At 47.1% G+C, this 21491-nt stretch carries 20 protein-coding genes, 2 tRNA genes, 3 pseudogenes and 1 riboswitch; of the genes and pseudogenes, 10 read left to right on the top strand and 15 right to left on the bottom strand.

The window, feature by feature from the left end; all coding sequences use genetic code 11:
• Positions 1 to 37: 37 nt before the first annotated feature.
• Positions 38 to 1708 carry a Na/Pi cotransporter family protein gene (locus DXA13_RS12595; RefSeq protein WP_118244870.1) on the bottom strand — a complete coding sequence of 557 codons (1671 nt, stop codon included), beginning with the start codon at positions 1706 to 1708 and terminating at the stop codon, positions 38 to 40.
• 202 nt (positions 1709 to 1910) lie between these two features.
• On the opposite strand from DXA13_RS12595, the gene DXA13_RS12590 reads away from it, so the two are divergent.
• The gene (locus DXA13_RS12590) at positions 1911 to 2711 is read left to right on the top strand and encodes a histidinol-phosphatase (protein WP_118244869.1); all 801 of its coding nucleotides are present in this window, start codon (positions 1911 to 1913) and stop codon (positions 2709 to 2711) included.
• 15 nt (positions 2712 to 2726) lie between these two features.
• Positions 2727 to 3440, top strand: a complete 714-nt coding sequence (locus DXA13_RS12585) for a peptidoglycan recognition family protein (protein WP_118244868.1) — start codon at positions 2727 to 2729, stop codon at positions 3438 to 3440.
• 179 nt (positions 3441 to 3619) lie between these two features.
• Here DXA13_RS12585 and DXA13_RS12580 read toward each other — a convergent pair whose 3' ends face one another.
• Positions 3620 to 3952 carry a CGGC domain-containing protein gene (locus DXA13_RS12580; RefSeq protein WP_118244867.1) on the bottom strand — a complete coding sequence of 111 codons (333 nt, stop codon included), beginning with the start codon at positions 3950 to 3952 and terminating at the stop codon, positions 3620 to 3622.
• Positions 3953 to 4076: 124 nt separating this feature from the next.
• The gene (locus tag DXA13_RS12575) at positions 4077 to 5375 is read right to left on the bottom strand and encodes an L-serine ammonia-lyase, iron-sulfur-dependent, subunit alpha (protein ID WP_347559844.1); all 1299 of its coding nucleotides are present in this window, start codon (positions 5373 to 5375) and stop codon (positions 4077 to 4079) included.
• A 259-nt stretch (positions 5376 to 5634) separates the two neighbouring features.
• Here DXA13_RS12575 and DXA13_RS12570 point away from each other — a divergent pair, with 259 nt between their 5' ends.
• Both DXA13_RS12570 and DXA13_RS23130 read left to right on the top strand, forming a co-directional pair.
• Positions 5635 to 6015 carry a DUF11 domain-containing protein gene (locus DXA13_RS12570; protein ID WP_118244866.1) on the top strand — a complete coding sequence of 127 codons (381 nt, stop codon included), beginning with the start codon at positions 5635 to 5637 and terminating at the stop codon, positions 6013 to 6015.
• A 253-nt stretch (positions 6016 to 6268) separates the two neighbouring features.
• The gene (locus DXA13_RS23130; protein WP_347559843.1) at positions 6269 to 6442 is read left to right on the top strand and encodes a DUF6774 domain-containing protein; all 174 of its coding nucleotides are present in this window, start codon (positions 6269 to 6271) and stop codon (positions 6440 to 6442) included.
• A 67-nt stretch (positions 6443 to 6509) separates the two neighbouring features.
• Here the strand turns inward: DXA13_RS23130 and DXA13_RS12565 are convergent.
• From DXA13_RS12565 to DXA13_RS12550, 4 genes are all read right to left on the bottom strand, one after another.
• Positions 6510 to 6582: transfer RNA gene (locus DXA13_RS12565), tRNA-Ala, on the bottom strand.
• A gap of 372 nt (positions 6583 to 6954) precedes the next feature.
• Entirely contained in the window at positions 6955 to 7068 is a 114-nt protein-coding gene (locus DXA13_RS21835) for a peptide-methionine (S)-S-oxide reductase (protein WP_243009102.1), read from the bottom strand.
• 310 nt (positions 7069 to 7378) lie between these two features.
• Positions 7379 to 8422, bottom strand: a complete 1044-nt coding sequence (locus DXA13_RS12555; protein WP_181995662.1) for a diguanylate cyclase — start codon at positions 8420 to 8422, stop codon at positions 7379 to 7381.
• Between the two features lie 284 nt (positions 8423 to 8706).
• Positions 8707 to 8794: transfer RNA gene (locus tag DXA13_RS12550), tRNA-Ser, on the bottom strand.
• 123 nt (positions 8795 to 8917) lie between these two features.
• A riboswitch (FMN riboswitch) is annotated at positions 8918 to 9032 on the top strand.
• Positions 9033 to 9324: 292 nt separating this feature from the next.
• Between DXA13_RS12550 and ribD the strand changes: the two genes are divergently transcribed.
• The 4 genes and pseudogenes from ribD (at position 9325) to ribE (ending at position 12758) form a co-directional block, all read left to right on the top strand.
• Positions 9325 to 10428, top strand: a complete 1104-nt coding sequence (gene ribD, locus DXA13_RS12545; protein WP_118244864.1) for a bifunctional diaminohydroxyphosphoribosylaminopyrimidine deaminase/5-amino-6-(5-phosphoribosylamino)uracil reductase RibD — start codon at positions 9325 to 9327, stop codon at positions 10426 to 10428.
• Entirely contained in the window at positions 10410 to 11054 is a 645-nt protein-coding gene (locus tag DXA13_RS12540; RefSeq protein ID WP_118244863.1) for a riboflavin synthase, read from the top strand. Before ribD ends, DXA13_RS12540 begins: the two co-directional genes overlap by 19 nt.
• Before the next feature lie 12 nt (positions 11055 to 11066).
• Positions 11067 to 12269: a bifunctional 3,4-dihydroxy-2-butanone-4-phosphate synthase/GTP cyclohydrolase II gene (locus DXA13_RS12535; RefSeq protein WP_118244862.1), complete on the top strand. Its 1203-nt coding sequence runs from the start codon at positions 11067 to 11069 to the stop codon at positions 12267 to 12269.
• 19 nt (positions 12270 to 12288) lie between these two features.
• Positions 12289 to 12758: pseudogene (gene ribE, locus DXA13_RS12530) on the top strand (6,7-dimethyl-8-ribityllumazine synthase).
• A 138-nt stretch (positions 12759 to 12896) separates the two neighbouring features.
• Here the strand turns inward: ribE and DXA13_RS12525 are convergent.
• The 5 genes and pseudogenes from DXA13_RS12525 to nifS all read right to left on the bottom strand — a co-directional run bounded on the left by DXA13_RS12525 (position 12897) and on the right by nifS (position 17786).
• Entirely contained in the window at positions 12897 to 14102 is a 1206-nt protein-coding gene (locus DXA13_RS12525) for an N-acetylmuramoyl-L-alanine amidase (protein ID WP_181995661.1), read from the bottom strand.
• Positions 14099 to 15177: pseudogene (gene mnmA, locus DXA13_RS12520) on the bottom strand (tRNA 2-thiouridine(34) synthase MnmA). Before mnmA ends, DXA13_RS12525 begins: the two are co-directional and overlap by 4 nt.
• A 12-nt stretch (positions 15178 to 15189) precedes the next feature.
• Positions 15190 to 16050 carry a DUF1189 domain-containing protein gene (locus DXA13_RS12515; RefSeq protein WP_118244861.1) on the bottom strand — a complete coding sequence of 287 codons (861 nt, stop codon included), beginning with the start codon at positions 16048 to 16050 and terminating at the stop codon, positions 15190 to 15192.
• A 38-nt stretch (positions 16051 to 16088) separates the two neighbouring features.
• Positions 16089 to 16526 (bottom strand): Fe-S cluster assembly scaffold protein NifU, encoded by a 438-nt coding sequence (nifU, locus tag DXA13_RS12510; protein WP_118244860.1) that lies wholly within the window; start codon positions 16524 to 16526, stop codon positions 16089 to 16091.
• A 67-nt stretch (positions 16527 to 16593) separates the two neighbouring features.
• A pseudogene (gene nifS, locus DXA13_RS12505) lies at positions 16594 to 17786 on the bottom strand (cysteine desulfurase NifS).
• 187 nt (positions 17787 to 17973) lie between these two features.
• Between nifS and DXA13_RS23125 the strand changes: the two are divergent.
• The gene (locus DXA13_RS23125) at positions 17974 to 18690 is read left to right on the top strand and encodes an oligosaccharide flippase family protein (protein ID WP_347559842.1); all 717 of its coding nucleotides are present in this window, start codon (positions 17974 to 17976) and stop codon (positions 18688 to 18690) included.
• Positions 18687 to 19526 carry a polysaccharide biosynthesis C-terminal domain-containing protein gene (locus DXA13_RS23120; RefSeq protein WP_347559841.1) on the top strand — a complete coding sequence of 280 codons (840 nt, stop codon included), beginning with the start codon at positions 18687 to 18689 and terminating at the stop codon, positions 19524 to 19526. The genes DXA13_RS23125 and DXA13_RS23120 overlap by 4 nt, the downstream gene beginning before the upstream one ends.
• A gap of 13 nt (positions 19527 to 19539) precedes the next feature.
• On the opposite strand, the gene DXA13_RS12495 is transcribed toward DXA13_RS23120, so the two are convergent.
• The 3 genes from DXA13_RS12495 to DXA13_RS21035 are packed head-to-tail and all read right to left on the bottom strand — an operon-like array spanning position 19540 to position 21363.
• A complete protein-coding gene (locus DXA13_RS12495) occupies positions 19540 to 20295 on the bottom strand; it encodes an ABC transporter permease (protein ID WP_118244859.1) in 756 nt (251 codons plus the stop codon).
• Positions 20292 to 21239 carry an ABC transporter ATP-binding protein gene (locus DXA13_RS12490; RefSeq protein WP_118244858.1) on the bottom strand — a complete coding sequence of 316 codons (948 nt, stop codon included), beginning with the start codon at positions 21237 to 21239 and terminating at the stop codon, positions 20292 to 20294. The genes DXA13_RS12495 and DXA13_RS12490 overlap by 4 nt, the downstream gene beginning before the upstream one ends.
• The gene (locus tag DXA13_RS21035) at positions 21220 to 21363 is read right to left on the bottom strand and encodes a hypothetical protein (protein ID WP_181995660.1); all 144 of its coding nucleotides are present in this window, start codon (positions 21361 to 21363) and stop codon (positions 21220 to 21222) included. Before DXA13_RS21035 ends, DXA13_RS12490 begins: the two co-directional genes overlap by 20 nt.
• Positions 21364 to 21491 lie beyond the last annotated feature (128 nt).

The following is a 21491-nucleotide window of genomic DNA, read 5'->3' as shown; positions in this document are numbered from 1 at the left end:
TCCTATAATTTTATCTTTATTTTTCCTACAATTTCCTTTACATTTCGTCTTTTACGTATCCTGCCAGGTTATATGCATGGTCGGAAATACGCTCAAGATTACTGATAATATCAAGAAAAACAATGCCTGCCGAGGCCGTACATTTACCGGAAGAAAGGCGCTCGATATGTTTTTCACGAAGTTCTTCTTCTAAATTATCAACTTCATCCTCCAGCTGGCTTACTTTTCTTACATCGTCCATATTGCCGTACTGTCTTGCCAGAACTGCATGTTCAAATGCCGCCTGTACCACATCACTGATGGATTTCAGGTCAGACAGGGCCGTATCTGAAAAACGGTAATTCTTTTCAGCCATGGACTGAGCCAGCTCCGCCAGGTTATCTGAATGGTCTCCGACGCGTTCGATATCACTTACGCTGTAAAACAGGTTTGCAACGACCAGCTTCTGATGCTCGGTCAGCGAAAGATTATCTACCTTTATCAGGTATTCCGTAAGCATCTTTTCCATATTATTGATCGTTTTCTCTGTTTTATACACTTCATTAATATCGTCCCAGCTTCCGCTCTCCAGCGCTTTAATGGCGCGGTCCAGATTGCCCATGGTAATCTGTCCCATATGGATTACCTCCAGAGATGCCGTTTCAAGGGCAAATGCCGGAGACTCGAAAATTCTTTCGTCCAGATGTTTTAACGCTACATCCTCTTCTGTCTGCTCGATCTCCTCTTCGCCCGGCTTCTCCTTTACGATTATTCCGGAAAGTTTAACCAGCTGGTTTGCAAATGGGAACAGCAGCACCGTGTTGGTCAGGTTGAACACCGTATGGAATATGGAAATCTGCACTGCATTGATATTGCTGGACGCAATCGCCGGGCTTACAGTAAACACAACCAGACCGATCACGCCGAACAAAATGGAACCGATAATATTGAAGCAGAGATGGATGGCTGCCGCCCGCTTCGCCGTTCTGGAACCTCCCATACTGGAAATCAGTGCCGTTACACAGGAACCGATATTTTGTCCTAGAGTGATATAAATCGCTGCATTCGTTGTAACAATTCCATTCATGGCAAGAGTCTGCAGGATACCAACGGAAGCAGAAGAACTCTGCAACAGTGCTGTTACCGCAAGGCCGATCAGCATTCCAAGAATCGGGTTGCCTCCCAAAAGAGCAAATGCCTTCGCAAAAATCGGAGCATCCGTATATGGGGAAATAGAGCCTGACATAAAGTCGAGGCCAACAAACAGGAGACCCAGACCCACGAAAATCTCTCCTACCTGCTTACGCTTCTGCTTTTTGGAGAAAACCATTAAGAGAGCTCCTATCCCTATAATAAGAGGAGCATAAAACGCCGGTTTCATGACTTCAAACGCATCTCCCAGCTGGCTCATGGATACGATCCATGCAGTAATTGTCGTACCGATATTGGCACCCATTATGACTCCTACTGCCTGGGCCAGATTCAGTACACCCGCACTTACAAAACCCACTACCATTACCGTGGTAGCACCACTACTTTGAATAATCGCAGTAATCAGGGCACCAAGCGCGACAGCCATCACGCGGTTATTGGTCAGCATACCCAGGAACTGCTTCATCTTTCCCCCGGCGGTTCTCTGCATACCATCTGCCATGATATTCATACCATACAGAAACATGCCTAGACCGCCCAGGAATCCAAACAAGCTGGAAATGTCACTTATCGACATAATATCCTCCTTAGAAAATCTTTCGTATTTTTTCGCAGACAATCTAATCATATCATATAATGATAATTTATTTCAATCACTTTCCATCTGCCTGCCTTATTTTTCTACAAAATCCCCGAACCTGCATTGCTTTTCCTGTATATTTTAGTTATAATACATACAGTATTTTTTCTACAGCATGAATGAGGAAAGGAGTTTTCCCATGTTATCCGATTTTCACATACATACGCAGTTCTCCGGAGACAGCGATGCGCCCGTACGCGACATGATCGAAACAGCTATTTTACTCGGTATGGACGAGCTATGTATCACCGATCACAATGATTATGGCGTTGATTCTGGTGAGATTGATTTCAATCTGGATTTTGACGCATATTGGGAAACGCTGCCCGCCTTAAAAGAAGAATACCGCAATAAAATCCGTCTTCGTATCGGCATTGAAATGGGGTTGCTTCCAAGCCTTGGTTCATACTGCAGTGATATTGCTGCACGCTATCCGTTTGATTTCATCATAGGTTCCACCCATTTTGTCGATGGCATGGACCCCTATTATCCTTCGTATTTTGAAGGGCGGGATGAACGCGCCGCATACGAACAGTATTTTTATAATCTGCTGGAAAATGTGAAAAGCTGCAGCAGCTTTGACGTCTGCGGCCACATTGACTATATTATCCGTTATGGCCCTCACAAAGGGCAGTTTTACACATATAAGTCCTACTGCCGGTATCTGGAGCCTCTGCTTTCCATTCTTGCAGAGAATGGAAAGGGGATTGAATGCAATACCTGCGGGTTGCGCTATGGCCTGGGACAGCCTAACCCCCACCCCGATATTCTTCGTAGATTCCGGGAATTGGGAGGCGAGATTGTAACGGTCGGTTCCGATGCCCACGATTCCAAATATGTCGGATATGATTTCAGACGCGCGGAGGAACTTTTAAAATTCTGCGGTTACCGCTACTATACGACTTACTCACAGAGGAAACCTGTTTTTCACAAGCTATGACCTGGGGAGATACATATGACAAGAGAAGAACGTGAAAAAGAGAGAAGGCTGAGGCAGATCCGTGCCCGTCATGCCGCCATGAAAAAAAAGCGCAGGCGCCAAAGGGCTTTCCTGCGTTTTTGCATATATACTTTGCTCCTGCTTATTCTGGCTGCCGGTGTTTTAGCTGTCCGGCTCATTCTGTGGAGGCCTCATATCGACGGCTCATCCATAGAAATACCGGCATGGATTGACGTACAGCTTATCGATCCAAATCCATTTTCCAGGCCTCAGACACCCCTTGAAGAAGTAAAGGGGATCGTCGTTCATTATACGGCCAATCCCGGTACCTCCGCACAGAAAAACCGCAATTTTTTCAACAATTTGGCCAAACAGGATCCAAATGGAAAGACAACGTCCGTAAGCAGCCACTTCGTTATCGGACTTGACGGCGAAATTATTCAGTGCGTTCCGCTGACTGAAATTGCCTATGCCTCCAATAACAGGAATATCGATACCATAAGCATCGAATGCTGTCATCCTGACGAAAGCGGTAAGTTCACCGCCGAAACTTATCAGTCTCTTGTGAGGCTTACCGCCTGGCTGAAATCGGAATTTCACTTGAAAAAAAATGACATCATTCGCCACTATGATGTAAAAGGCAAGCCATGTCCCCTTTATTTTGTTGAACACGAAGATGCCTGGAAACAGTTTAAAAAGGATGTGGACGTGTATAAGGAAGAGCACTAATGTAAATAGGATACTGTATAAGTGAAATCAGACATGCCCTCGATACCAGATCTTGTTCCAAGGCGCTGCCAGAGCCTTCCATCTGAAACCGAGGGCATTGCTTTTTGCTTTTCTGCCACACGCTCATTGCTTTTTTAACGCAGCTCACCCATTGTCGGAGCGCAGCTTTCGTCTGCTTATTAATGAGTATAATCGATCAGTTTCATCTCATCTCCGACTGCTGCTGCAACGATTTCCTTCATACGCTTAGCGAACGGACATGGATAACCAATCGGCGTCCCTTTCTGAATACAGGATGCAAAGACAATCGTATCGGCCCCGCGCCGAACCAGTTCCTTGGCACGAAGAACGGCCTTTTTTCCGGGACATCCGCCGCAGTTAATGAAACCGACAATTTCAATCTCTTCTTCTACCCCTTCAAATGCCCCTGTTTTCTCACGAATCGCCTTAAAATCAGCCGATCCTGGGCAAAAGTCCTCTGTCTGCATACAACGTATAATTCCAACTTTCATCGTTTCTCTCCTCCTGTTTATAGTTCTGTTTCTACCTCTGTTTATAGTTCTGTTTATAGTTCTGTTTCTATCTTTGTTTCTATCTTTGTTTCTATCTCTTCTTATATTTCCATACAGTTACTGCTTATGTTGCTGCCTGTATCCCTTTTTCCACCATGATCCTGAGAATTTCTCCATCCGTTTCCACCATGCCCGGGCTGCTGATGCGGCTCATACTGCGGATGCACGCTTCCGGCGTCTCCGCACAAATCCCGTCCGTAGGCCGGAGACCTACACCGTTCACAGCAAGCAATGCGCTGATGATTCCTGTCATTGTAGCTGCAGACAGTTTGAGTGCACACCCTGTCTTTCCGCCGTCACAGATCATTCCGGCTATGCTGCCTGTCATATTACGGATTGCCCAACCGATCTGTTCATCCGTACCGCCCAGAAGCCATGTAACGGCAGCGGAAGCTGCTGTGGCGGAAGCCATTGCGCAACTGCATACTGCGGATAGTTTTCCAATGTGTGCATTTATGTACTCATTTAAAAGATGAGCGAACGCCAGTCCCTTAAGGGCTGTCCGGCGGTCAGCGCCTATGGTTCGTACCGTTTCCATAACGGGAAGGATCACAGCGATCCCTTTGCTTCCGCTTCCCGCGCTGCTCATAGTAGCGTAAGGGCAGCCTTCCAGACGTGCTTCCGTCGCCGCGGCCACCTGAACCATAATCCGTTCCATCAGGCCATTACCGATGATTGCTCCACCACAGTTCCTGTTCAGGACCTCCGCTATACCGATTCCCTGTCCTTCCTGCAATCCATAGTCAGCCAGTATCTGATTCATCTCGGCGCCCGCCATGAGAAAATCCAGCTCTTCTTCATCTGCCGATGCCACCAGCGCCCGTATCTCGCTAACCGTCATCATTTTCAGCCGATCTAGCAGCACCGATCCGGAAGCCGGTAAATCCATTTCACGTTTCACCAGGACAGTATCATTGGCCTGGGTGAGAACTATATTCGTATGCCCACCACGTATCACACTGATTCCCGTTCCATTCTCAGTCTCTGCTTCACAGCGTACATAGATGCCGCGTTCATTTTCTGAAACAGACAGGATAATTCCTCCGCTATCAGCCAGTTTCCGTGCTTCCCCGGCAACTTTTTCATCTATCTGTTTGAATATTTCCAAACCGGTCGACGGATCTGCAATACATGCGCCTAAAGCGGCGGCATATGGAATTCCAACCTGGTTAAAGCCTGGAATTCCCACAGACATTGCGTTTTTATATATATTTTTACTGAGCTCTGCATGCAGCCGTTTCACTCTTCCTCCGACAGCCTTTGCCGCATCTGCTGCTGCCAGCGCTATACATACCGGCTCCGTGCACCCCAAAGCCGGAACAATGTCCTGATGAAGAAGCTCCAGCATTTCTTTTTTATCCAAAACGTTTCCCCCCTTACCCTCGCTCCAAAATCATACACTTGTCATATATTTGATATGTGTATGCCTTTATGGTAAAGTATAGGCTTAAAAAATATCCTTGTCAACCGGTTCCATATAAGTTTGACACAACGGAACATATGTCAATGTATCCTGCAATTACACATATGTTCCTTTATTTTATGGCATGCCGTTTTATAAAAATCACTTTGTCCAATTGCTGCATATGATAAATCAAACAATATTTTACGAGGTAAACTCTATGGCTCTTATAAATAAACTGGACAATACTGCCAGCGTGACTTATGGCGGAAATCCCATAAACAGCAACAGCGTATCGACGGTTCTGCTCCTTGCTCCCACACTTGTTAAAGCAGTAGACAAATTAACGGCAAGTATTGGGGATACTCTGACCTATACAATTACCATAACAAATGTAGGTTTAAATCCGTTGACGAATCTTCCTTTCACCGACACGATTCCGGCAGGCGCTACCTTTGTAGCCGGCTCTTTTACTGCAAATGGAACGGCTGCCACCCCAACCGTTACAAACAATACGTTGACGTATACCATACCCAGTATTGCTTCCCTTGGTACCGCAAGTTTGCAGTTTCAGGCTAAAGTTGTCGGAGGTTCCGTTTAAATCCAACAGCTCTGTCCAGAAATTAATTTCTTTTACTGATCCTCTGTCCAGATCATATGGTGAGACAATTTTCTTCATTTATTATTCCTTCGTGTTCACCAGCGACTGCTCCATTTTCTGGTCCGGTAAAGATATCACCAGCAATCCTGTGTTTACAGATTCTTATACCCTGCTCGACTTTTTCCCATAGAAAATTATAATTCCTGCTTCTATCCATTTTGCTCACTGCATATCATGACCTGAGGTGAATGATATGCAATCCTGTGAATTAGCTCTTTCTATATCGTCTCTGGCATGCTGTCTTGCGGAAGGAAAAAGTCCTGAAGAAATTGCTCTAATCAGTTCCATTTTTATGCAGCTCGGGGACACTTTGGCGACAATTGCCGCTCATCAGGCTGTTTGTACTCCCCAAGCCCCCGGCACATAAACTCTTGGGAACACAAAAAAGCCCCTGAATCTGCTGATTTCCCAGCAAACTCAAGGGCTTTTTATAGTGGAGATAATGGGACTCGAACCCACGGCCTCTTGAATGCCATTCAAGCGCTCTCCCATCTGAGCTATATCCCCTTACAAAAAACAACTGTTTTCGATCAATTTCATTCATTTTATTGATATATATTATCATATGCCGTACTTGCTTGTCAAACTGTTTTTGTCTCTGTCGTATGAATCGCCCAGTCGGCAGCCGCATTATTTATCATCTCAATCACAAGATGAAACATGACGGTGCAATGCACCGCCGCTGACTCTATCCGCCTTCTTTTCAGACCACCAGGGAGATATACGCTCCATATGTATCCATTTTCATTTTTATGCAGATAATCCTGGTGATAATCCTCAGCCGGGGAAATGTTCTTCAGCTCTTCTAAAACCGCTCATTTTCCATCGTAATATTTCTGGACGCTATTGAACACTACCTTTCATATAGCCCTATCTTTGTCATCCGTATAATAAATTTCCGGCCTGTACTGCTTCAGCAAATCCTGTATTCTGAGTGCATACCTGTTCATACAACGGATGATCAATCCGGCCGTTCGCATATCCGGAAACCACCCTGTGAATACCTGGGATTTTGGAGAACTATTCCTGTACTCCCTAAAAACAACCGCCGGCATAATAAATCTGGCGTAAGCGATTGGGATCTGTTTTAACCTTCATAAGTACTCTCCTTTTTTAATATGAGTACTTCCTTCATTCCGATCTATTTTATCAATTTCATCAGGTTGGGAGCAAACATAAGAGCGTTGCAAAAGTGGAAAAACAGCATTCTGATTTTACTTTCGCAGCGTCCTCTCATCCATTTGTCTACTTATTTGAGCGTACCTGTAAAAGCAGTTTTCATATCCCCATCTGAATAAAGGGGTCATTGTCTCTGATGTTTTTTTGCCTGTTTTTGCGCATACATTCTCTGATCCACAATATCAAGAATCTCTGATGCTCCCATAAAATTCTCTTCGTCCACTTCCAGTATTCCGTAGCTGACTGACGGCTTAAAGTTAAATCCTGACCGTTTTGCAGTTTCTTCCATCTGCTTTACAGCTCTTTTTAACAGTTCCTCTGCTTCTCTCTCATTGGACTTCCATAGAATCATGAATTCATCACCGCCCATCCGGCAGATTTTTTTCTCTCCGAAGACCTGGATCAGTGCACGGATTACGCAAAGGATATATTTGTCCCCTTCACTGTGCCCGAATGCATCGTTGACATATTTCAGATGATCCAAATCGATAAAACAGATACAAAATCTCTGTTTTTCATGCAGCAGATAATTCAGTACCTGTAAACCGTACCGGCGGTTAGGAGCACCTGTCAGAGGATCCGAATTGGCAAAAGACTCCAGCCTGTCGATATTTTGATTGCTCTTCATCAGCTGGCTCTCCAATGTTTTTGATTTTATTTCATATTCCGCCAAAATGCTCATTCTGACTGCATGATTAAACGCCGTATAAAATGCTCCGAACAGCAAAACCGAAGTAATTAGCAAAAACAGCGGAAGCACACTGTTGAGCACTGATTCTAAAGTATAAGATATACTGAGGATAAAGAGGTAAACATTGATAATCATTAAAGAGGTAGTAACAAAGTACAGCTGGCTGATATTTTTAATCAGCAGCTGAATAACCTGTTTATCAACTATTTTCTGAAATACTTCCAGGAAAATATTGAGGACCAGCAGAACAATAAAAATAAGGCTGGCATTTAAACTGCTGTTTATGGATTTGTTCATGCTGAAACTGCCGTAAATCAAAGAAAACAAGCCATAAAACATCATATACACATTCATGATATGGAAGAGGAAGGTTCCGCTGGTAAAGACGAATGCAACCAGTCTGCCGCGGAAAAAAGCCATATATTCCAGCAGGATAAACAGATAGACAAACAAAAACAATAATGTCATCGGAAACATAAGATACAAAGCCGCCAGCAACAGTAAAAAATTTGCACATAAAGACAGCCCCACTCCAAACTGGAACTTATATTTATTTTCAAATATAGACATGGAGAATCTATACGCATGTAAATGGTAAAACATCATACTGGCAAATGCCAAAATCATAAAGCAAAATGTCCCAGCTCTCATAATCACATCAGCTTTTCCTCAGTTCTGCTCTTTATTACCATTATATTGTCGGATGTCCAAATGGTGCAACACGAAAAAGAAAAGCCCCAGCAAATACTGGGGCTTTGGAGCGGAGACGGTGGGATTCGAACCCACGTGCCAGTTGCCCGGCAACTTGATTTCGAGTCAAGCTCGTTATGGCCGCTTCGATACGTCTCCTCATTCAAAACGAAAGTTCTATAGAATTATACACGATATTTTCATTTTTTGCAACGTCTTCTATGGTTTTAATTTCTTCTTGACTTTACTCCCCATTTTTACTATACTGAGAGCAATTAATAAATATATCTTCAGGGCAGGGTGTGATTCCCTACCGGTGGTAAAGCCCACGAGCCGCAAGGCATGATTCGGTGTGATTCCGAAGCCGACAGTATAGTCTGGATGAAAGAAGATTGTACAGGATTTTTTCGTATGTCCAACGTGCATATTTGCTCTGGAATGATTTTATCATTTCAGAGTTTTTTGTTTCATAGGAAGTTCGTCCTTTGAAATAAAAAATGCTCCGTTGACGGAATTTTTTCTTGTCTGAAGGGGACTGGTATCCGTATGGATTTTACGTTTCCTATCACAGATGAGAAGATACGAAAGACTGTGTTCAATACCCTGAGCAGAAATGTTCGGGGTATTTTTCATTTTATGGGAAATCCGGCTGCTGAAGTCACATGTTTTTTGAAAGGGGGCATTTCCATATGTCAGATCAGAATTATATGAAACTCGCTCTATCCCTGGCGCAGAAAGGCTGCGGACGGGTCAATCCCAATCCGATGGTAGGCGCCGTAATTGTCAAAGACGGCCGAATTATCGGAATGGGTTACCATGAGAAATACGGCGGACCTCACGCGGAAAGGCAGGCTCTTGCCTCCTGCAGTGAATCCCCTAATGGTTCCGTCATGTACGTTACGCTGGAGCCGTGCTGCCATCAGGGAAAAACGCCTCCCTGTACGGAGGCCATCATCGAGAGCGGAATCAGCCGGGTGGTAATCGGTTCATCAGATCCAAATCCTGTTGTTTCCGGAAAAGGCATTCCGATCCTGCGTGGCCACGGCATAATGGTAGACGAAGGAGTCATGAAGGAGGAATGTGACAGGATAAATGAGGTATTTTTTCATTTCATACGTCATAATACCCCTTACACAGCAATGAAATATGCCATGACCATGGATGGCAAAACGGCGGCCGTCAGCGGTGAATCGAAATGGATTACAGGAGAGGAAGCACGCCGTCACGTCCATAAGGACAGAAACAGGTACGCCGCCATCATGACGGGAGTCGGCACCGTCCTGGCCGATGATCCGCTGCTTACTTGCCGTATTGAAGGCGGACGCAACCCGGTCCGTATCATCTGTGATACCAGCCTGAGAACTCCCCTCAGCGCCCAGGTCGTGACTACAATATCGCTTGCACGTACAATTATCTTCACTTGCTGTACGAATCAAATGCTTCATATGCCATATCTGGAGGCAGGATGCGAAATTTTTACCGTTCCGTCCAAAAACGGTCATGTCGATCTGAACGCCTGCATGAAGCTCCTCGGAGAACAGAAGATCGACAGCGTTCTGTTGGAAGGGGGCTCCATTCTGAACTGGTCGGCTCTGGAGAGCGGCATCGTCAATAAAGTTCAGGCTTATATCGCCCCGAAACTGTTTGGCGGACAGACGGCGAAGACACCTGTAGGCGGGGACGGAGTCCAGTTTCCTTCCCAGGCCTTCCGCCTTCTCCCCCCTTCCGTCACAGTTCTCGGTAATGACATCCTTCTGGAAAGCGAGGTGATCCCATGTTCACAGGAATCATAGAGGAAACCGGCAAGGTATTATCAATTAAAAAAGGCAGCTTTTCTGCCATCCTCACCGTACAGTGCTCTGTCGTGATCGGCGGCATAAAGGAAGGGGACAGTATTGCAGTAAACGGTGTTTGCCTGACGGCCACATCCATCGGGTCCTCGTCATTCTGCGCCGACGTCATGCACGAAACGATGAACCGTTCCTCTCTCGGATTTCTACGTCCCGGCAGCCTTGTAAATCTGGAACGTGCCATGGCTGCAGACGGACGGTTCGGCGGCCACATCGTTTCCGGCCATGTGGACGGGACAGGCATCATCTCATCCGTCAGAAAAGACGGCAATGCCGTGTGGTACACAGTCCGCACCTCTCCTGACGTCCTGCGGTATATCGTAGAAAAGGGCTCCATAACCATCGATGGAATCAGCCTTACTGTAGCAAAGGTGGATGACAACAATTTTTCCGTTTCCGTAATTCCACATACTTCACAGCACACGGCGCTTACAGAAAAGAGAACTGGTGACATTGTCAATCTGGAAAATGACGTAATCGGAAAGTATGTGGAAAAACTGCTGGGAACCCGAAGCCAGTCTTCTCAGCAGGGCATCTCGAAGGAATTTCTTTATCAATATGGATATTAGGAGGTACGCAATATGTTTGAATTCAATACGATCGAAGAAGCATTAAAAGACCTGAAAAATGGACGGATCATTCTTGTTACGGATGATGAAGACAGGGAGAATGAAGGAGACTTCATCTGCGCTGCTGAACATGCCACGACAGAAAACGTAAACTTCATGGCTGTCCACGGCAAGGGGCTGATCTGTATGCCAATGGGGGCAGAGCTCTGCCGAAAGCTTCAGTTTCCGCAGATGGTAACGGACAATTCCGACAATCATGAAACGGCATTTACCGTATCCGTAGACCATATCAGCACATCGACCGGTATTTCCGCGGCAGAACGCGGCATCACTGCCAGGTCCTGCGTCAATCCGGATGCAAAGCCGGAGGACTTTCGCCGTCCCGGCCATATGTTCCCCCTTCTTGCCAGGAAAAACGGCGTTCTGGAGCGGGCAGGTCATACGGAAGCTACTGTTGATCTCATGCGTCTTGCCGGTCTGAAGGAATGCGGCCTGTGCTGTGAAATTATGCGGGATGACGGTACCATGATGCGCACGCCGGAGTTGATGGCTCTGGCCAAACAGTGGAATCTGAAAATCGTTACGATTCAATCTCTTCAGGATTACCGCAGGAAACACGATAAACTGGTAACACCTGCCGCCGTTACAAAGCTTCCTACAAAATACGGAGATTTCCAGGCCTATGGATATATTAACCTGCTGAACGGGGAACACCATGTTGCCCTCGTGAAGGGAGAGATCGGAGACGGTCGTGATATTCTGTGCCGTGTCCATTCGGAATGCCTGACAGGGGATGCGTTTGGTTCCCTCCGGTGTGACTGCGGGCAGCAGTTCGCCGCCGCCATGACCCAGATCGAAAAAGAGGGGCGTGGAATCCTTCTGTATATGCGTCAGGAAGGCCGAGGAATCGGCCTGATCAACAAGCTTCGCGCATATGCGCTTCAGGACGGCGGTATGGATACTCTGGAAGCAAATCTGGCTCTTGGCTTTGCCGGAGACCTGAGAGAATATTTCATCGGCGCACAGATACTGAAGGACCTCGGCGTTAAGACCATGAGGCTGCTGACCAACAATCCCGACAAGGTTTATCAGCTGTCTGACTACGGCATGGACATCACAGAGCGGGTGCCGATTCAGATGGATGCGACGGCTCACGATCTGTTTTATTTGAAAACAAAACAGGCAAAGATGGGTCACCTATTAAACTACCGCTAACCAAAAGGAGGATTCAATTATGAACATTTTAGAAGGAAAATTAACTGCAAAACAAATTAAAATCGGCATCGTTGCCGCCCGCTTCAACGAATTCATCACTTCTAAGCTTGTTTCTGGAGCTTTGGACGGGCTGAAACGGCACGATGTGGAAGATGATTCCATCGATATTGCCTGGGTGCCGGGAGCGTACGAAATTCCACTGATCGCCTCCAAGATGGCAGAAAGCCGGAAATACGACGCCATAATCTGCCTGGGCGCCGTAATCCGAGGAAGTACCAGCCATTATGATTACGTCTGCAATGAGGTATCCAAGGGAATTGCCCAGGTTTCCCTGACAAACGGCGTTCCCGTCATGTTCGGCATTCTCACTACGGAAAACATCGAGCAGGCCATCGAACGGGCCGGTACGAAGGCAGGAAATAAGGCTTTGACTGCGCATTAAGCGCCATAGAAATGGTGAACCTGATCCGTACGATGGGCGAGGCGTAATCTGGCTTTCATACCAGTGATAACCTGCATGCCCCGCGCACAGGCCGCCTCGCTCCATAAAAACTACGGGAAACGGGCTTGACCTGACGGTCAATCCGTAGCAAAAAGTTCCGCGCTTTTCGGGCGCGGAACTTTTTTTTATTTTCCGAAATAGGTGTTGACGCCTGCAACCATACCGGCTGCCAGCTTATCCAGCATGGCCTGGGAATGGTCGGAAACTTTGTCGCCCAGCTCAATATCGATGGACGGGACTGTGGAATAGGACGTCTGTGTCAGGTCCATAGCCATCGCTCCATTGGAGAATATCTTGATTCCTGCCGCTCTGAGTCCGCCGATTACGCTCTCTCCAAGGGCGTTGTGCTGCTGCCAGTGGGATTTCACCGGCTCCATATTTTTATAGGAGGCGATATCTGGAACGCTCATATAAAAAGCGCCCTTGTCATTGGTAGAGGAATCCCAGTGAATGGCGATATGACAGTCCGCCGTATTGTTGGCGATCACCGTTCTGGCGATATTATCCAGCTGAACGTCGTCTGTCTCACGGATCATCACCACGTCATAGCCTGCTGCCAGAAGCTTGTCCTTAAATGTCTTTGCCATAGCCAGCGTCACTTTCGCTTCCGCCGTTCCGTCGGCAAATTCCATTCCAGTTGACACCGCTGCTGCCGATGTAGCGCCAGCCTTTGTGGAACCGCTCGTAACCTTTGGCGTACCATCCGGATGGCATAAAGTCTTGACCTTTGTGCCGCCTGTCGTGCCATGGCCTGCATTCACGCATACAGTAATTCCTTTTCGGTCAGCTGCCTGTGACTTGTAAAGAGTGGCCGCCCCGGAATTGATCTTGGAGAAATCTGCATATTTCCATGATGGGTTCAGGGAAATACTGCTTCCGTCGGACGTCTGAACGGCCGCTTCCGTCGGAGCCTCTGTTTCGGGCGGTGTCGTGGACACGAACTGGGTAGAAATACAGAGAATCTGATCCTTATAGATGACTCTGCTCCATGTGTCGCTGTAGCCGATCCGTTTTAGCTGTGTTCCTTTTGCTACCGTTTCTACAACCTCTGCCGATGCATATCCGTCTTTTCTCAGATTTACAGTATCCCCTGTTACATAGACCGTCTCCTCCACGTCTTTCATAGCCGGAGCCGTCTCCTTTATCACTTCAGCCTCAACGCTGCTGCTCTCTGCATGAACCTGCAAAACCTCTTCTGTCTCCGCCTCGCCTTCGCTGGAAACGGCGGCAGATGCATCTGCATTTTCATTCTTTCCGCAGCCGTTTAAAGCTGCTATGCCGAGTGTCAGCACCATGGCTGCCATAGCCAGCTTTTTCCACTCTTTTCTCATATAATTGTTCCTCCTCCTGCGACGTAATCTCCGTCGTAAAATACAACTGCCTGTCCTGGAGTCACGGCTCTCTGCGGCTCTTCGAAGCTGCACTCTACCGTGCCGTCTTCCAGCTCTCTGATCAGGCATTTTGCTCCTTTGTGGCTGTAACGGATCTTTGCCGTCACTTCCATGGTTTTCCCATGAAGTCCGTCCACAGTCATCCAGTTTAGATTACTACAACAGAGGCGGTTTGTAAATACATCCTGGGAATCTCCGATCACGACTTCATTTGTTTCCTGCCGGATTTCCTTGACAAAAACGGGATGCCCCATAGACAGGTTCAACCCTTTTCTCTGACCTACGGTATAGTGGGTAATTCCCTTGTGGCGTCCGATTACATTTCCTTCCACGTCCACAAAATTCCCTTCCGGAGGCACGCTGTCCGTGCTTTCCTCGATGAATTTCGCATAATCGTGATCCGGGATAAAACAGATTTCCTGGCTGTCCCTTTTATGGGCAACCGTCAAATCTAAATCTGCCGCCATTTTCCTGATTTCATCCTTCGTAAACTCTCCACAGGCATCAGCGTCTTTGCCAGCTGATCCTGGGTCAGATTATAGAGCGCATACGTCTGATCCTTGGCCGCCGTAGCCGATTTGCGAAGGGCATATCTGCCGTTTGGCAGCAGTTCGATTCTGGCATAGTGACCGGTCGCTATATAATCGGCTCCGATATCCATGCTCCTCTTTAAAAGTGATTCCCATTTAACAAAACGGTTGCACGCGATGCAGGGGTTGGGCGTTCTTCCCTGCAGATATTCCTCTACAAAGTAGTCCATAACGTTTTCCTTGAATTCCTTGCGAAAATTCATAACGTAATATGGAATTCCCAGTTTCCAGGCCACCTGCCTGGCGTCCTCAACGGCGCTCAGACCGCAGCAGCCACCGTTCTCTTCCTGAACGAGATTGTCTTCTTCCTGCCAGATCTGCATCGTAACACCGATCACATCATATCCTTTTTCTTTCAAAAGCCAGGCGGCTACAGAAGAATCCACGCCGCCTGACATACCTACCACAACTTTTTTCTTTTCCATTCCTATCCTCATTTACTGCTCATAATCTGATCTTGTTCCGCCGTACGTTTCACTCTCTGGGTTGGCAATGCTGTCTGCCTCCAAAGCAGCTTTCCGTTCCTGCTCTTCTCTCTCTTCCCTGATATGCTTAAATGCCAGGCTGAGATAAACCACGGAAATGATCATCGACATCATCCAGAAAAACGGCACTCCTACATGGAACATGTTAAGCACTGCCTTAATGGCGATGGACAATGTCCTCGCATAAACGCCCATGATAAATATCTGGCCAAAGGTGAGCTCTGTCTTCATCACTGCTCTGACAATCAGCCCCAGCAGGCTGAGTATGAGCACTCCGAAGAAAAACAGCGCGATATCAAAGAAATACCAGACCACCATAATAACTGCAAGGATGATATTGAGCATGGGAATATATCCATATATATCGGACTTTGTCAGATTCATTCCGCTCAGATCCTTGAAATCGATCATCTGGATTTTTCCATCGTTTTTCATGGCCAAGGTTTTGCTGTCCACGATCAGGACCGTACTGTAGTAACGGCTTCTCATTATTTCCATGACTTCCTGCTGCTGGTTTTCCACCCATACGGAGCTTGTATCCACATCCATATACATACCGGCCTGGTCCACATGGAATGTATCATCCATATACAGCCTTCCGTCCCTCAGCTCAAATTCGGGGATGTACCGCTCTGCCAGCGTCTGAAATCCACCGTGTATAATCTGGAATCTGGCAAAGGGAAAAACATTTACCAAAAGAAAATAAATTGTAATCAAAAGGACGCCGTACAAGAAGATCTTCCATTTCTTCCTCGTCAGAAACTCTTTATATTCGGCCGGACTTTTCACCGCATAATACATATCCCTGAACATGTTCTTATCCCCCTTTTTACATGCCGATTCCGGTCATTCTAATACTCTTCTTCCGTTTCCTCTTCGCCGATATCGGATTTCGGCTTTTTCAAGCCTTTGATCTCAATACCGTTCTTCTCAGCATAATCCCAGAGAGCCGCGTGAATTGCCTCTTCTGCAAGAAGGGAACAGTGCACCTTTACAGGAGGCAGGCCGTCCAGCGCCTCACATACCGCCTTGTTTGTAACCTCCATGGCTTCCTGTACGGATTTACCCTTAACCATTTCCGTTGCCATACTGCTCGTAGCAACGGCAGCTCCACACCCGAAGGTCTTAAACTTTACGTCGCGGATCACCTGGTTTTCATCGATATCCAGATAAATTCTCATAATATCTCCGCACTTTGCGTTGCCTACGGTTCCCATGCCGCTTGGGTTTTCTATCTCTCCCACATTTCTGGGATGTTCAAAATGATCCATTACCTTTTCTGTATACATATATGTTCAACTCGGGGACACTTCGCTCCATGTCCCCGTCTCCTTTCTCTGAAATGTTTGCCGTTTCTTACTTTCTGGCAAGATTTTGTTTCTTCATAAAGTCCTCGTAAAGCGGAGACATGCTTCTCAGCCGTTCCACGATCTTTTCAATTTTTTCTGCTACGTAGTCCATTTCCTCTGCCGTATTTTCCTCGTTCAGCGTAAGGCGCAGGGAACCATGGGCAATCTCATGAGGAAGTCCGATGGACAGCAACACATGGGACGGGTCCAGAGAACCTGACGTGCATGCGGAACCGCTGGAACCGCAGATTCCTTCCATATCCAGCATAATCAGAAGGGATTCTCCCTCTATGAACTGGAAGGCGAAATTTATATTGTTCGGAAGGCGCTTTGCTCTGTCGCCGTTAATTCTCGTATATGGTACGGTAGCCATCACCTTTTCCATCAGGCGGTCCCTGAGCTGGGTTTCCTTCTTCATTCTTTCATCCATGGTCGCCATGGCGATCTCTACCGCTTTGCCGAATCCGACGATGCCGGGCACGTTTTCCGTCCCTGCGCGGCGCTTGCGTTCCTGTGCTCCGCCGTGTACGAAGGAGCGCGTCTTCAATCCCGTTCTTATATAAAGGAATCCGATGCCCTTTGGCCCGTTGATCTTATGGCCGCTGGCACTCAGCATATCGATTCCGTATTCGTCTGCATTGATCGGAAGATGGCCAAATGCCTGCACCGCATCCGTATGAAACAGAATACCGTGTTCTTTCGCGATTTTTCCAATTTCTTTCACCGGTTCCACAGTTCCGATCTCATTGTTGGCAAACATAATGGAAATCAGGATCGTGGTCGGACGAATGGCTTTCTTCAGTTCTTCCAGATTCACCAGTCCGTTTTCATCTACATCCAGGTATGTCACTTCAAATCCTCTGGATTCCAGGTATTCACACGTATGAAGAACCGCATGGTGTTCAATTTTGCTGGTAATAATGTGATTTCCCTTTAGCTGGTAAGCTTCGGCTGTTGCTTGATCGCCCAGTTGTCGGACTCACTGCCTCCCGCTGTAAAATATATCTCGTTGGCCTTAACGCCAAGAGAATCTGCTATCACTTCCCTGGCATGGGAAATGGCTTTCTTGCTTTCGTCTGAAAATCCGTATACTGATGATGGATTTCCATAGTATTCGGTAAAATACGGCAGCATGGCTTCCACCACTTCCGGCCTTGTTTTGGTCGTCGCCGCATTGTCCAGATAAATCATTTGTTTCATAATATTTTCCGCCTTTCTTCCCGCTGTTTTGCACCTTTCCCCGTGCCGCGGGCCTTTCTTTCCTGTAGAAAAGAAGTTCAAAGCTTCATCTACATTTCCATTATATAGTATATTCCTAGAAATTCAATAGGAATAATCAAATTTTGTCCCAAATATAATATAATAATTTTCATTTTCAGGAATGCCTATGAACCTTTCTCCACAGAAACGAGCATTTTTAGCAGGCACACTTCTGCTGACATCCACCGGCTTTCTCTGCCGCATCCTGGGCTTCTTCTACAGGATTTTCCTGTCCCGCACCATCGGGGCGGAAGGCCTGGGACTTTACAACATGGTACATCCTGTGTTCGGAATCTGCTTTGCTCTCTGCGCCGGCTCCATTCAGACAGCCATATCCCAGTCCGTAGCCGCACACATGAAGAAGGGGAAATCCATTTTCCTGGCCGGACTGGTCATCTCCCTTTCCATGTCCGCTGTCCTGGCTGCGCTCATCTGGCATCTGTCTGATTTTCTCGCTGCCAGAGTCCTTCTGGAAGAGCGGTGTGCCCCGCTGCTTCCTTTTATCGCCGTATCCGTTCCATGTTCCGCCGTCCATGCATGTATTAACGGCTACTATTATGGTATGCAGAAAACGAAAGTTCCTGCATTCTCCCAGCTGGCCGAACAGATCGTCCGTATCGGCGCCGTCTTCCTGCTCGCAGACATCATGACGGAAAAAGGAATCGTTATCACCGTACAGCTGGCCGTTATGGGCCATCTCATCGGCGAAGCGGCTTCCTCTCTCTACACCATCCTGTCCATCTGCCTGTTCAGCCCCAAGCGCTGCAGGCTGCCGGCCATGACGGCAGTTCGGTCCGATCCGCCTTTTCATCCTTCTTTTTTGAAGCGGCGGCCCCTCTTATGACCCTTGCCGTACCGCTCATGGGCAACCGTCTGATCCTGAATATCCTGGCTAGCGCCGAGGCCATCTGGATCCCGAACAGACTTCGTGTATTTGGCCTCTCTTCCTCAGATGCCCTGAATGTATACGGCGTTCTGACAGGAATGGCCCTTCCGTTTATCCTGTTTCCGTCGGCGATTACCAACTCCATCGCCGTCCTTCTCCTGCCTACTGTGGCAAAGGCTCAGGCCGAGGGAAATAAAAGAAGTATTTCCTCCACCATCTCCATGTCGATCCGTTACAGCCTGTATATGGGTATCCTGTGTATCGGTATCTTCACCTTTTACGGCTCCGGACTTGGAAGCAGTGTTTTCCACGATGCGAACGCCGGCGACTACATCGTAACGCTGGCCTGGCTCTGCCCGTTCCTCTACCTTTCCACCACCACGGGCAGTATCCTGAACGGCCTCGGCAGAACGGCGACCACTTTCGTCCAAAACGTGGCGGCTCTCGTCATGCGGCTGAGCTTTGTACTGTTTGGAATCCCAAAGTACGGCATACGCGCGCTTCTTTGGGGCATGCTGGCCAGTGAGCTTTTTCTTTCCCTGCTCCACCTGTACTCCCTGAAAAAGTGTGTTCCTTTTTCCTGGAACGCCTGGAATATGATCGTTAAGCCGTCGGCTTTTCTGATCCTATCGGCAGGTATTACGCGATTTGTCTTTTCTGCCGGTCCGGTGCCCGCCCTCATGGCCTCACTGCCCGTATTCCTGACAATCTGCCTGCACGCTGCCGTGCTTTCCTCTTCCTACGGCGGCCTGCTGCTGTTATTCCACCGCAGCCGTCCATCCGTTCATGAATAACATAACGGCAGAATTACAAACCTGTTTCTTTTCTCAATCTGCAGTATGCCCAGCTAAAGCTGACGGCACACATGACGATCAGCAAAGCAAATACACGGTACAATGCGGCAGGCTCAATATTCCCATATAAAACCAGCGACCGCAGCGTGTTGATCACATAAGTAAACGGATTCAGGCAGACTGCTGTTTTTAACGCTCCTGACAATGAGTCTGCCGGAAACAGCGCCGTACTGAGAAAGAAAATAGGAAGGACGACTGCATTCATCACCGTCTCATATACGACTTCATTAGGCAGGGTTAAGCTGATTGCATAGGCCAGCCCTGCTGTAAAAAAGGCTGATAAAAATACAATCAGTGCGATCATCAATCCCCCTGCAAATCCAGAGGCGATATGAACAGAGAAGAAACTGCTTACTGCAAACATAATTCCCACCTCAAGAAACGTACATAATACCGCCTCGAAAAGCTGTCCAATGATTATCGAACTTCTTTTTACCGGTGCGATCAGGACCCGGTAAAAGCTTCCGTCCTTTTTCATCAGATAGTTCATAATACCACTGCTGCTGCAGCAGCCGAATGATACGAGAACGACAAGGCCGGGAAGAATAAAAGCTGTGTAGTTGGGAATCCCCGCGCCTTTCATGGACTGACCGGCTACGGCGCTGTATAAAACCAGCCACAGCATTGGCTGCAGAATTGTAATAACGATTGTAAAGGCGTTATGAAAACGCCATTTCATGTTCCTCCAAAGAAATGGTATTACGCTCATGCACATCCCTCCCTGTCACTCGTTAAACGGAGAAAAACGTCCTCTATCTCAGGCTGTATGAGTTCCAATCCGGTAAACGGAATCTGCCGGCTGAGTAAAAAATTCCCTGCCCGCGATAAATCCTCCTGTCCGTTAACAACCGGAATCATAAAATGCTCTCCCCTCAGCTCCATGTTCCTGTCCGCGAAGATCTCACCAATCTGCCGCTGATTCTGCCTGGCTGATTCCTTATCGGAAAAACAGATTTTCAGCAAATCCTGGCGTAAATATTTACGCAGAGCGTTCGGTGTCCCCTGTATTGCTGCTTTTCCATCTTTCATAATGCAGATTGTATCGCTCAAACGGTCTGCTTCCTCCAGATAATGCGTAGTTAAAAATATTGTCGTCCCAAAATCCCCACGGATTTTTTCCATCATGTTCCACATGGCCCGGCGTGATTGAATATCCATTCCAACAGTCGGTTCATCCAGAAATAATATCTTTGGATTTGACATCATATTGAGTGCAATGTCAAGGCGCCTCTTTACGCCTCCGGAATAAGACGCGACAGGATATTTCAAATACTGCTCCAGACCGAAACAGCCGATCAGGATTTCCAAGCGCTTTTTTGCTTCCTCTTTAGGAATTTTATAAATCCTGCTTTGAAACATCATGTTTTCAATTAGAGATAAATAAGTGTCTATTGATATTTTTTGCGACACACAGGCGATTTGGGGCCGAATGGCTGCCGCTTCCCTGCAAATATCCATTCCGAACATCTTAACGTTTCCGGAAGTTGGACGAAGATACGTAGTTAATGTATTAATCAGCGTTGATTTCCCCGCCCCATTCTGACCCAGCAGGGAAAAAATTTCTCCGGTCCGAACCGTCAGGGAAAGGCCGTTTAATGCCCGTACGCCGTTTTGAAATTGTTTCACAAGATCTTCAACAATAATCGCCGCCATGTTCGCCCTCCTTAATCAGAACCTGGATTTTTTCACTGTATTTGGCAGGATTTCCCTTCCAAGCCATACCCTGCCCCTTAAGGGCAGGTTCCATTTCACGTATTTCATTCTCATACTTCATCATTCAATCTCCTTTTCTTTTTCTCTTTAAACGGCAGTCCATATTTAGGAATGACCACACGAGGCCAATCCATCGTTTTCCTCCCTGCGTTCATCATACAGGAGTTAAAAAATTTATTCCTCGCTTTCCAT

Origin of the sequence: Clostridium sp. AM58-1XD (assembly GCF_003464085.1) — a bacterium.
Taxonomy (GTDB): Bacteria; Bacillota; Clostridia; order Lachnospirales; family Lachnospiraceae; genus Lachnoclostridium_A.
The sequence above is the reverse complement of the archived record's forward strand: the minus strand, read 5'-3'. Positions and strand labels throughout refer to the sequence as shown.

Bases quoted from the DNA above. Each gene is read 5' to 3' on its own strand.
- DXA13_RS12595 (WP_118244870.1), bottom strand. From the start codon at position 1,708: ATGTCGATAAGTGACATTTCCAGCTTGTTTGGATTCCTGGGCGGTCTA.
- DXA13_RS12590 (WP_118244869.1), top strand. From the start codon at position 1,911: ATGTTATCCGATTTTCACATACATACGCAGTTCTCCGGAGACAGCGAT.
- DXA13_RS12585 (WP_118244868.1), top strand. From the start codon at position 2,727: ATGACAAGAGAAGAACGTGAAAAAGAGAGAAGGCTGAGGCAGATCCGT.
- DXA13_RS12580 (WP_118244867.1), bottom strand. From the start codon at position 3,952: ATGAAAGTTGGAATTATACGTTGTATGCAGACAGAGGACTTTTGCCCA.
- DXA13_RS12570 (WP_118244866.1), top strand. From the start codon at position 5,635: ATGGCTCTTATAAATAAACTGGACAATACTGCCAGCGTGACTTATGGC.
- DXA13_RS23130 (WP_347559843.1), top strand. From the start codon at position 6,269: ATGCAATCCTGTGAATTAGCTCTTTCTATATCGTCTCTGGCATGCTGT.
- DXA13_RS12555 (WP_181995662.1), bottom strand. From the start codon at position 8,422: ATGTTTCCGATGACATTATTGTTTTTGTTTGTCTATCTGTTTATCCTG.
- ribD (WP_118244864.1), top strand. From the start codon at position 9,325: ATGTCAGATCAGAATTATATGAAACTCGCTCTATCCCTGGCGCAGAAA.
- DXA13_RS12540 (WP_118244863.1), top strand. From the start codon at position 10,410: ATGTTCACAGGAATCATAGAGGAAACCGGCAAGGTATTATCAATTAAA.
- DXA13_RS12535 (WP_118244862.1), top strand. From the start codon at position 11,067: ATGTTTGAATTCAATACGATCGAAGAAGCATTAAAAGACCTGAAAAAT.
- DXA13_RS12525 (WP_181995661.1), bottom strand. From the start codon at position 14,102: ATGAGAAAAGAGTGGAAAAAGCTGGCTATGGCAGCCATGGTGCTGACA.
- DXA13_RS12515 (WP_118244861.1), bottom strand. From the start codon at position 16,050: ATGTTCAGGGATATGTATTATGCGGTGAAAAGTCCGGCCGAATATAAA.
- nifU (WP_118244860.1), bottom strand. From the start codon at position 16,526: ATGTATACAGAAAAGGTAATGGATCATTTTGAACATCCCAGAAATGTG.
- DXA13_RS23125 (WP_347559842.1), top strand. From the start codon at position 17,974: ATGAACCTTTCTCCACAGAAACGAGCATTTTTAGCAGGCACACTTCTG.
- DXA13_RS23120 (WP_347559841.1), top strand. From the start codon at position 18,687: ATGACCCTTGCCGTACCGCTCATGGGCAACCGTCTGATCCTGAATATC.
- DXA13_RS12495 (WP_118244859.1), bottom strand. From the start codon at position 20,295: ATGAGCGTAATACCATTTCTTTGGAGGAACATGAAATGGCGTTTTCAT.
- DXA13_RS12490 (WP_118244858.1), bottom strand. From the start codon at position 21,239: ATGGCGGCGATTATTGTTGAAGATCTTGTGAAACAATTTCAAAACGGC.
- DXA13_RS21035 (WP_181995660.1), bottom strand. From the start codon at position 21,363: ATGATGAAGTATGAGAATGAAATACGTGAAATGGAACCTGCCCTTAAG.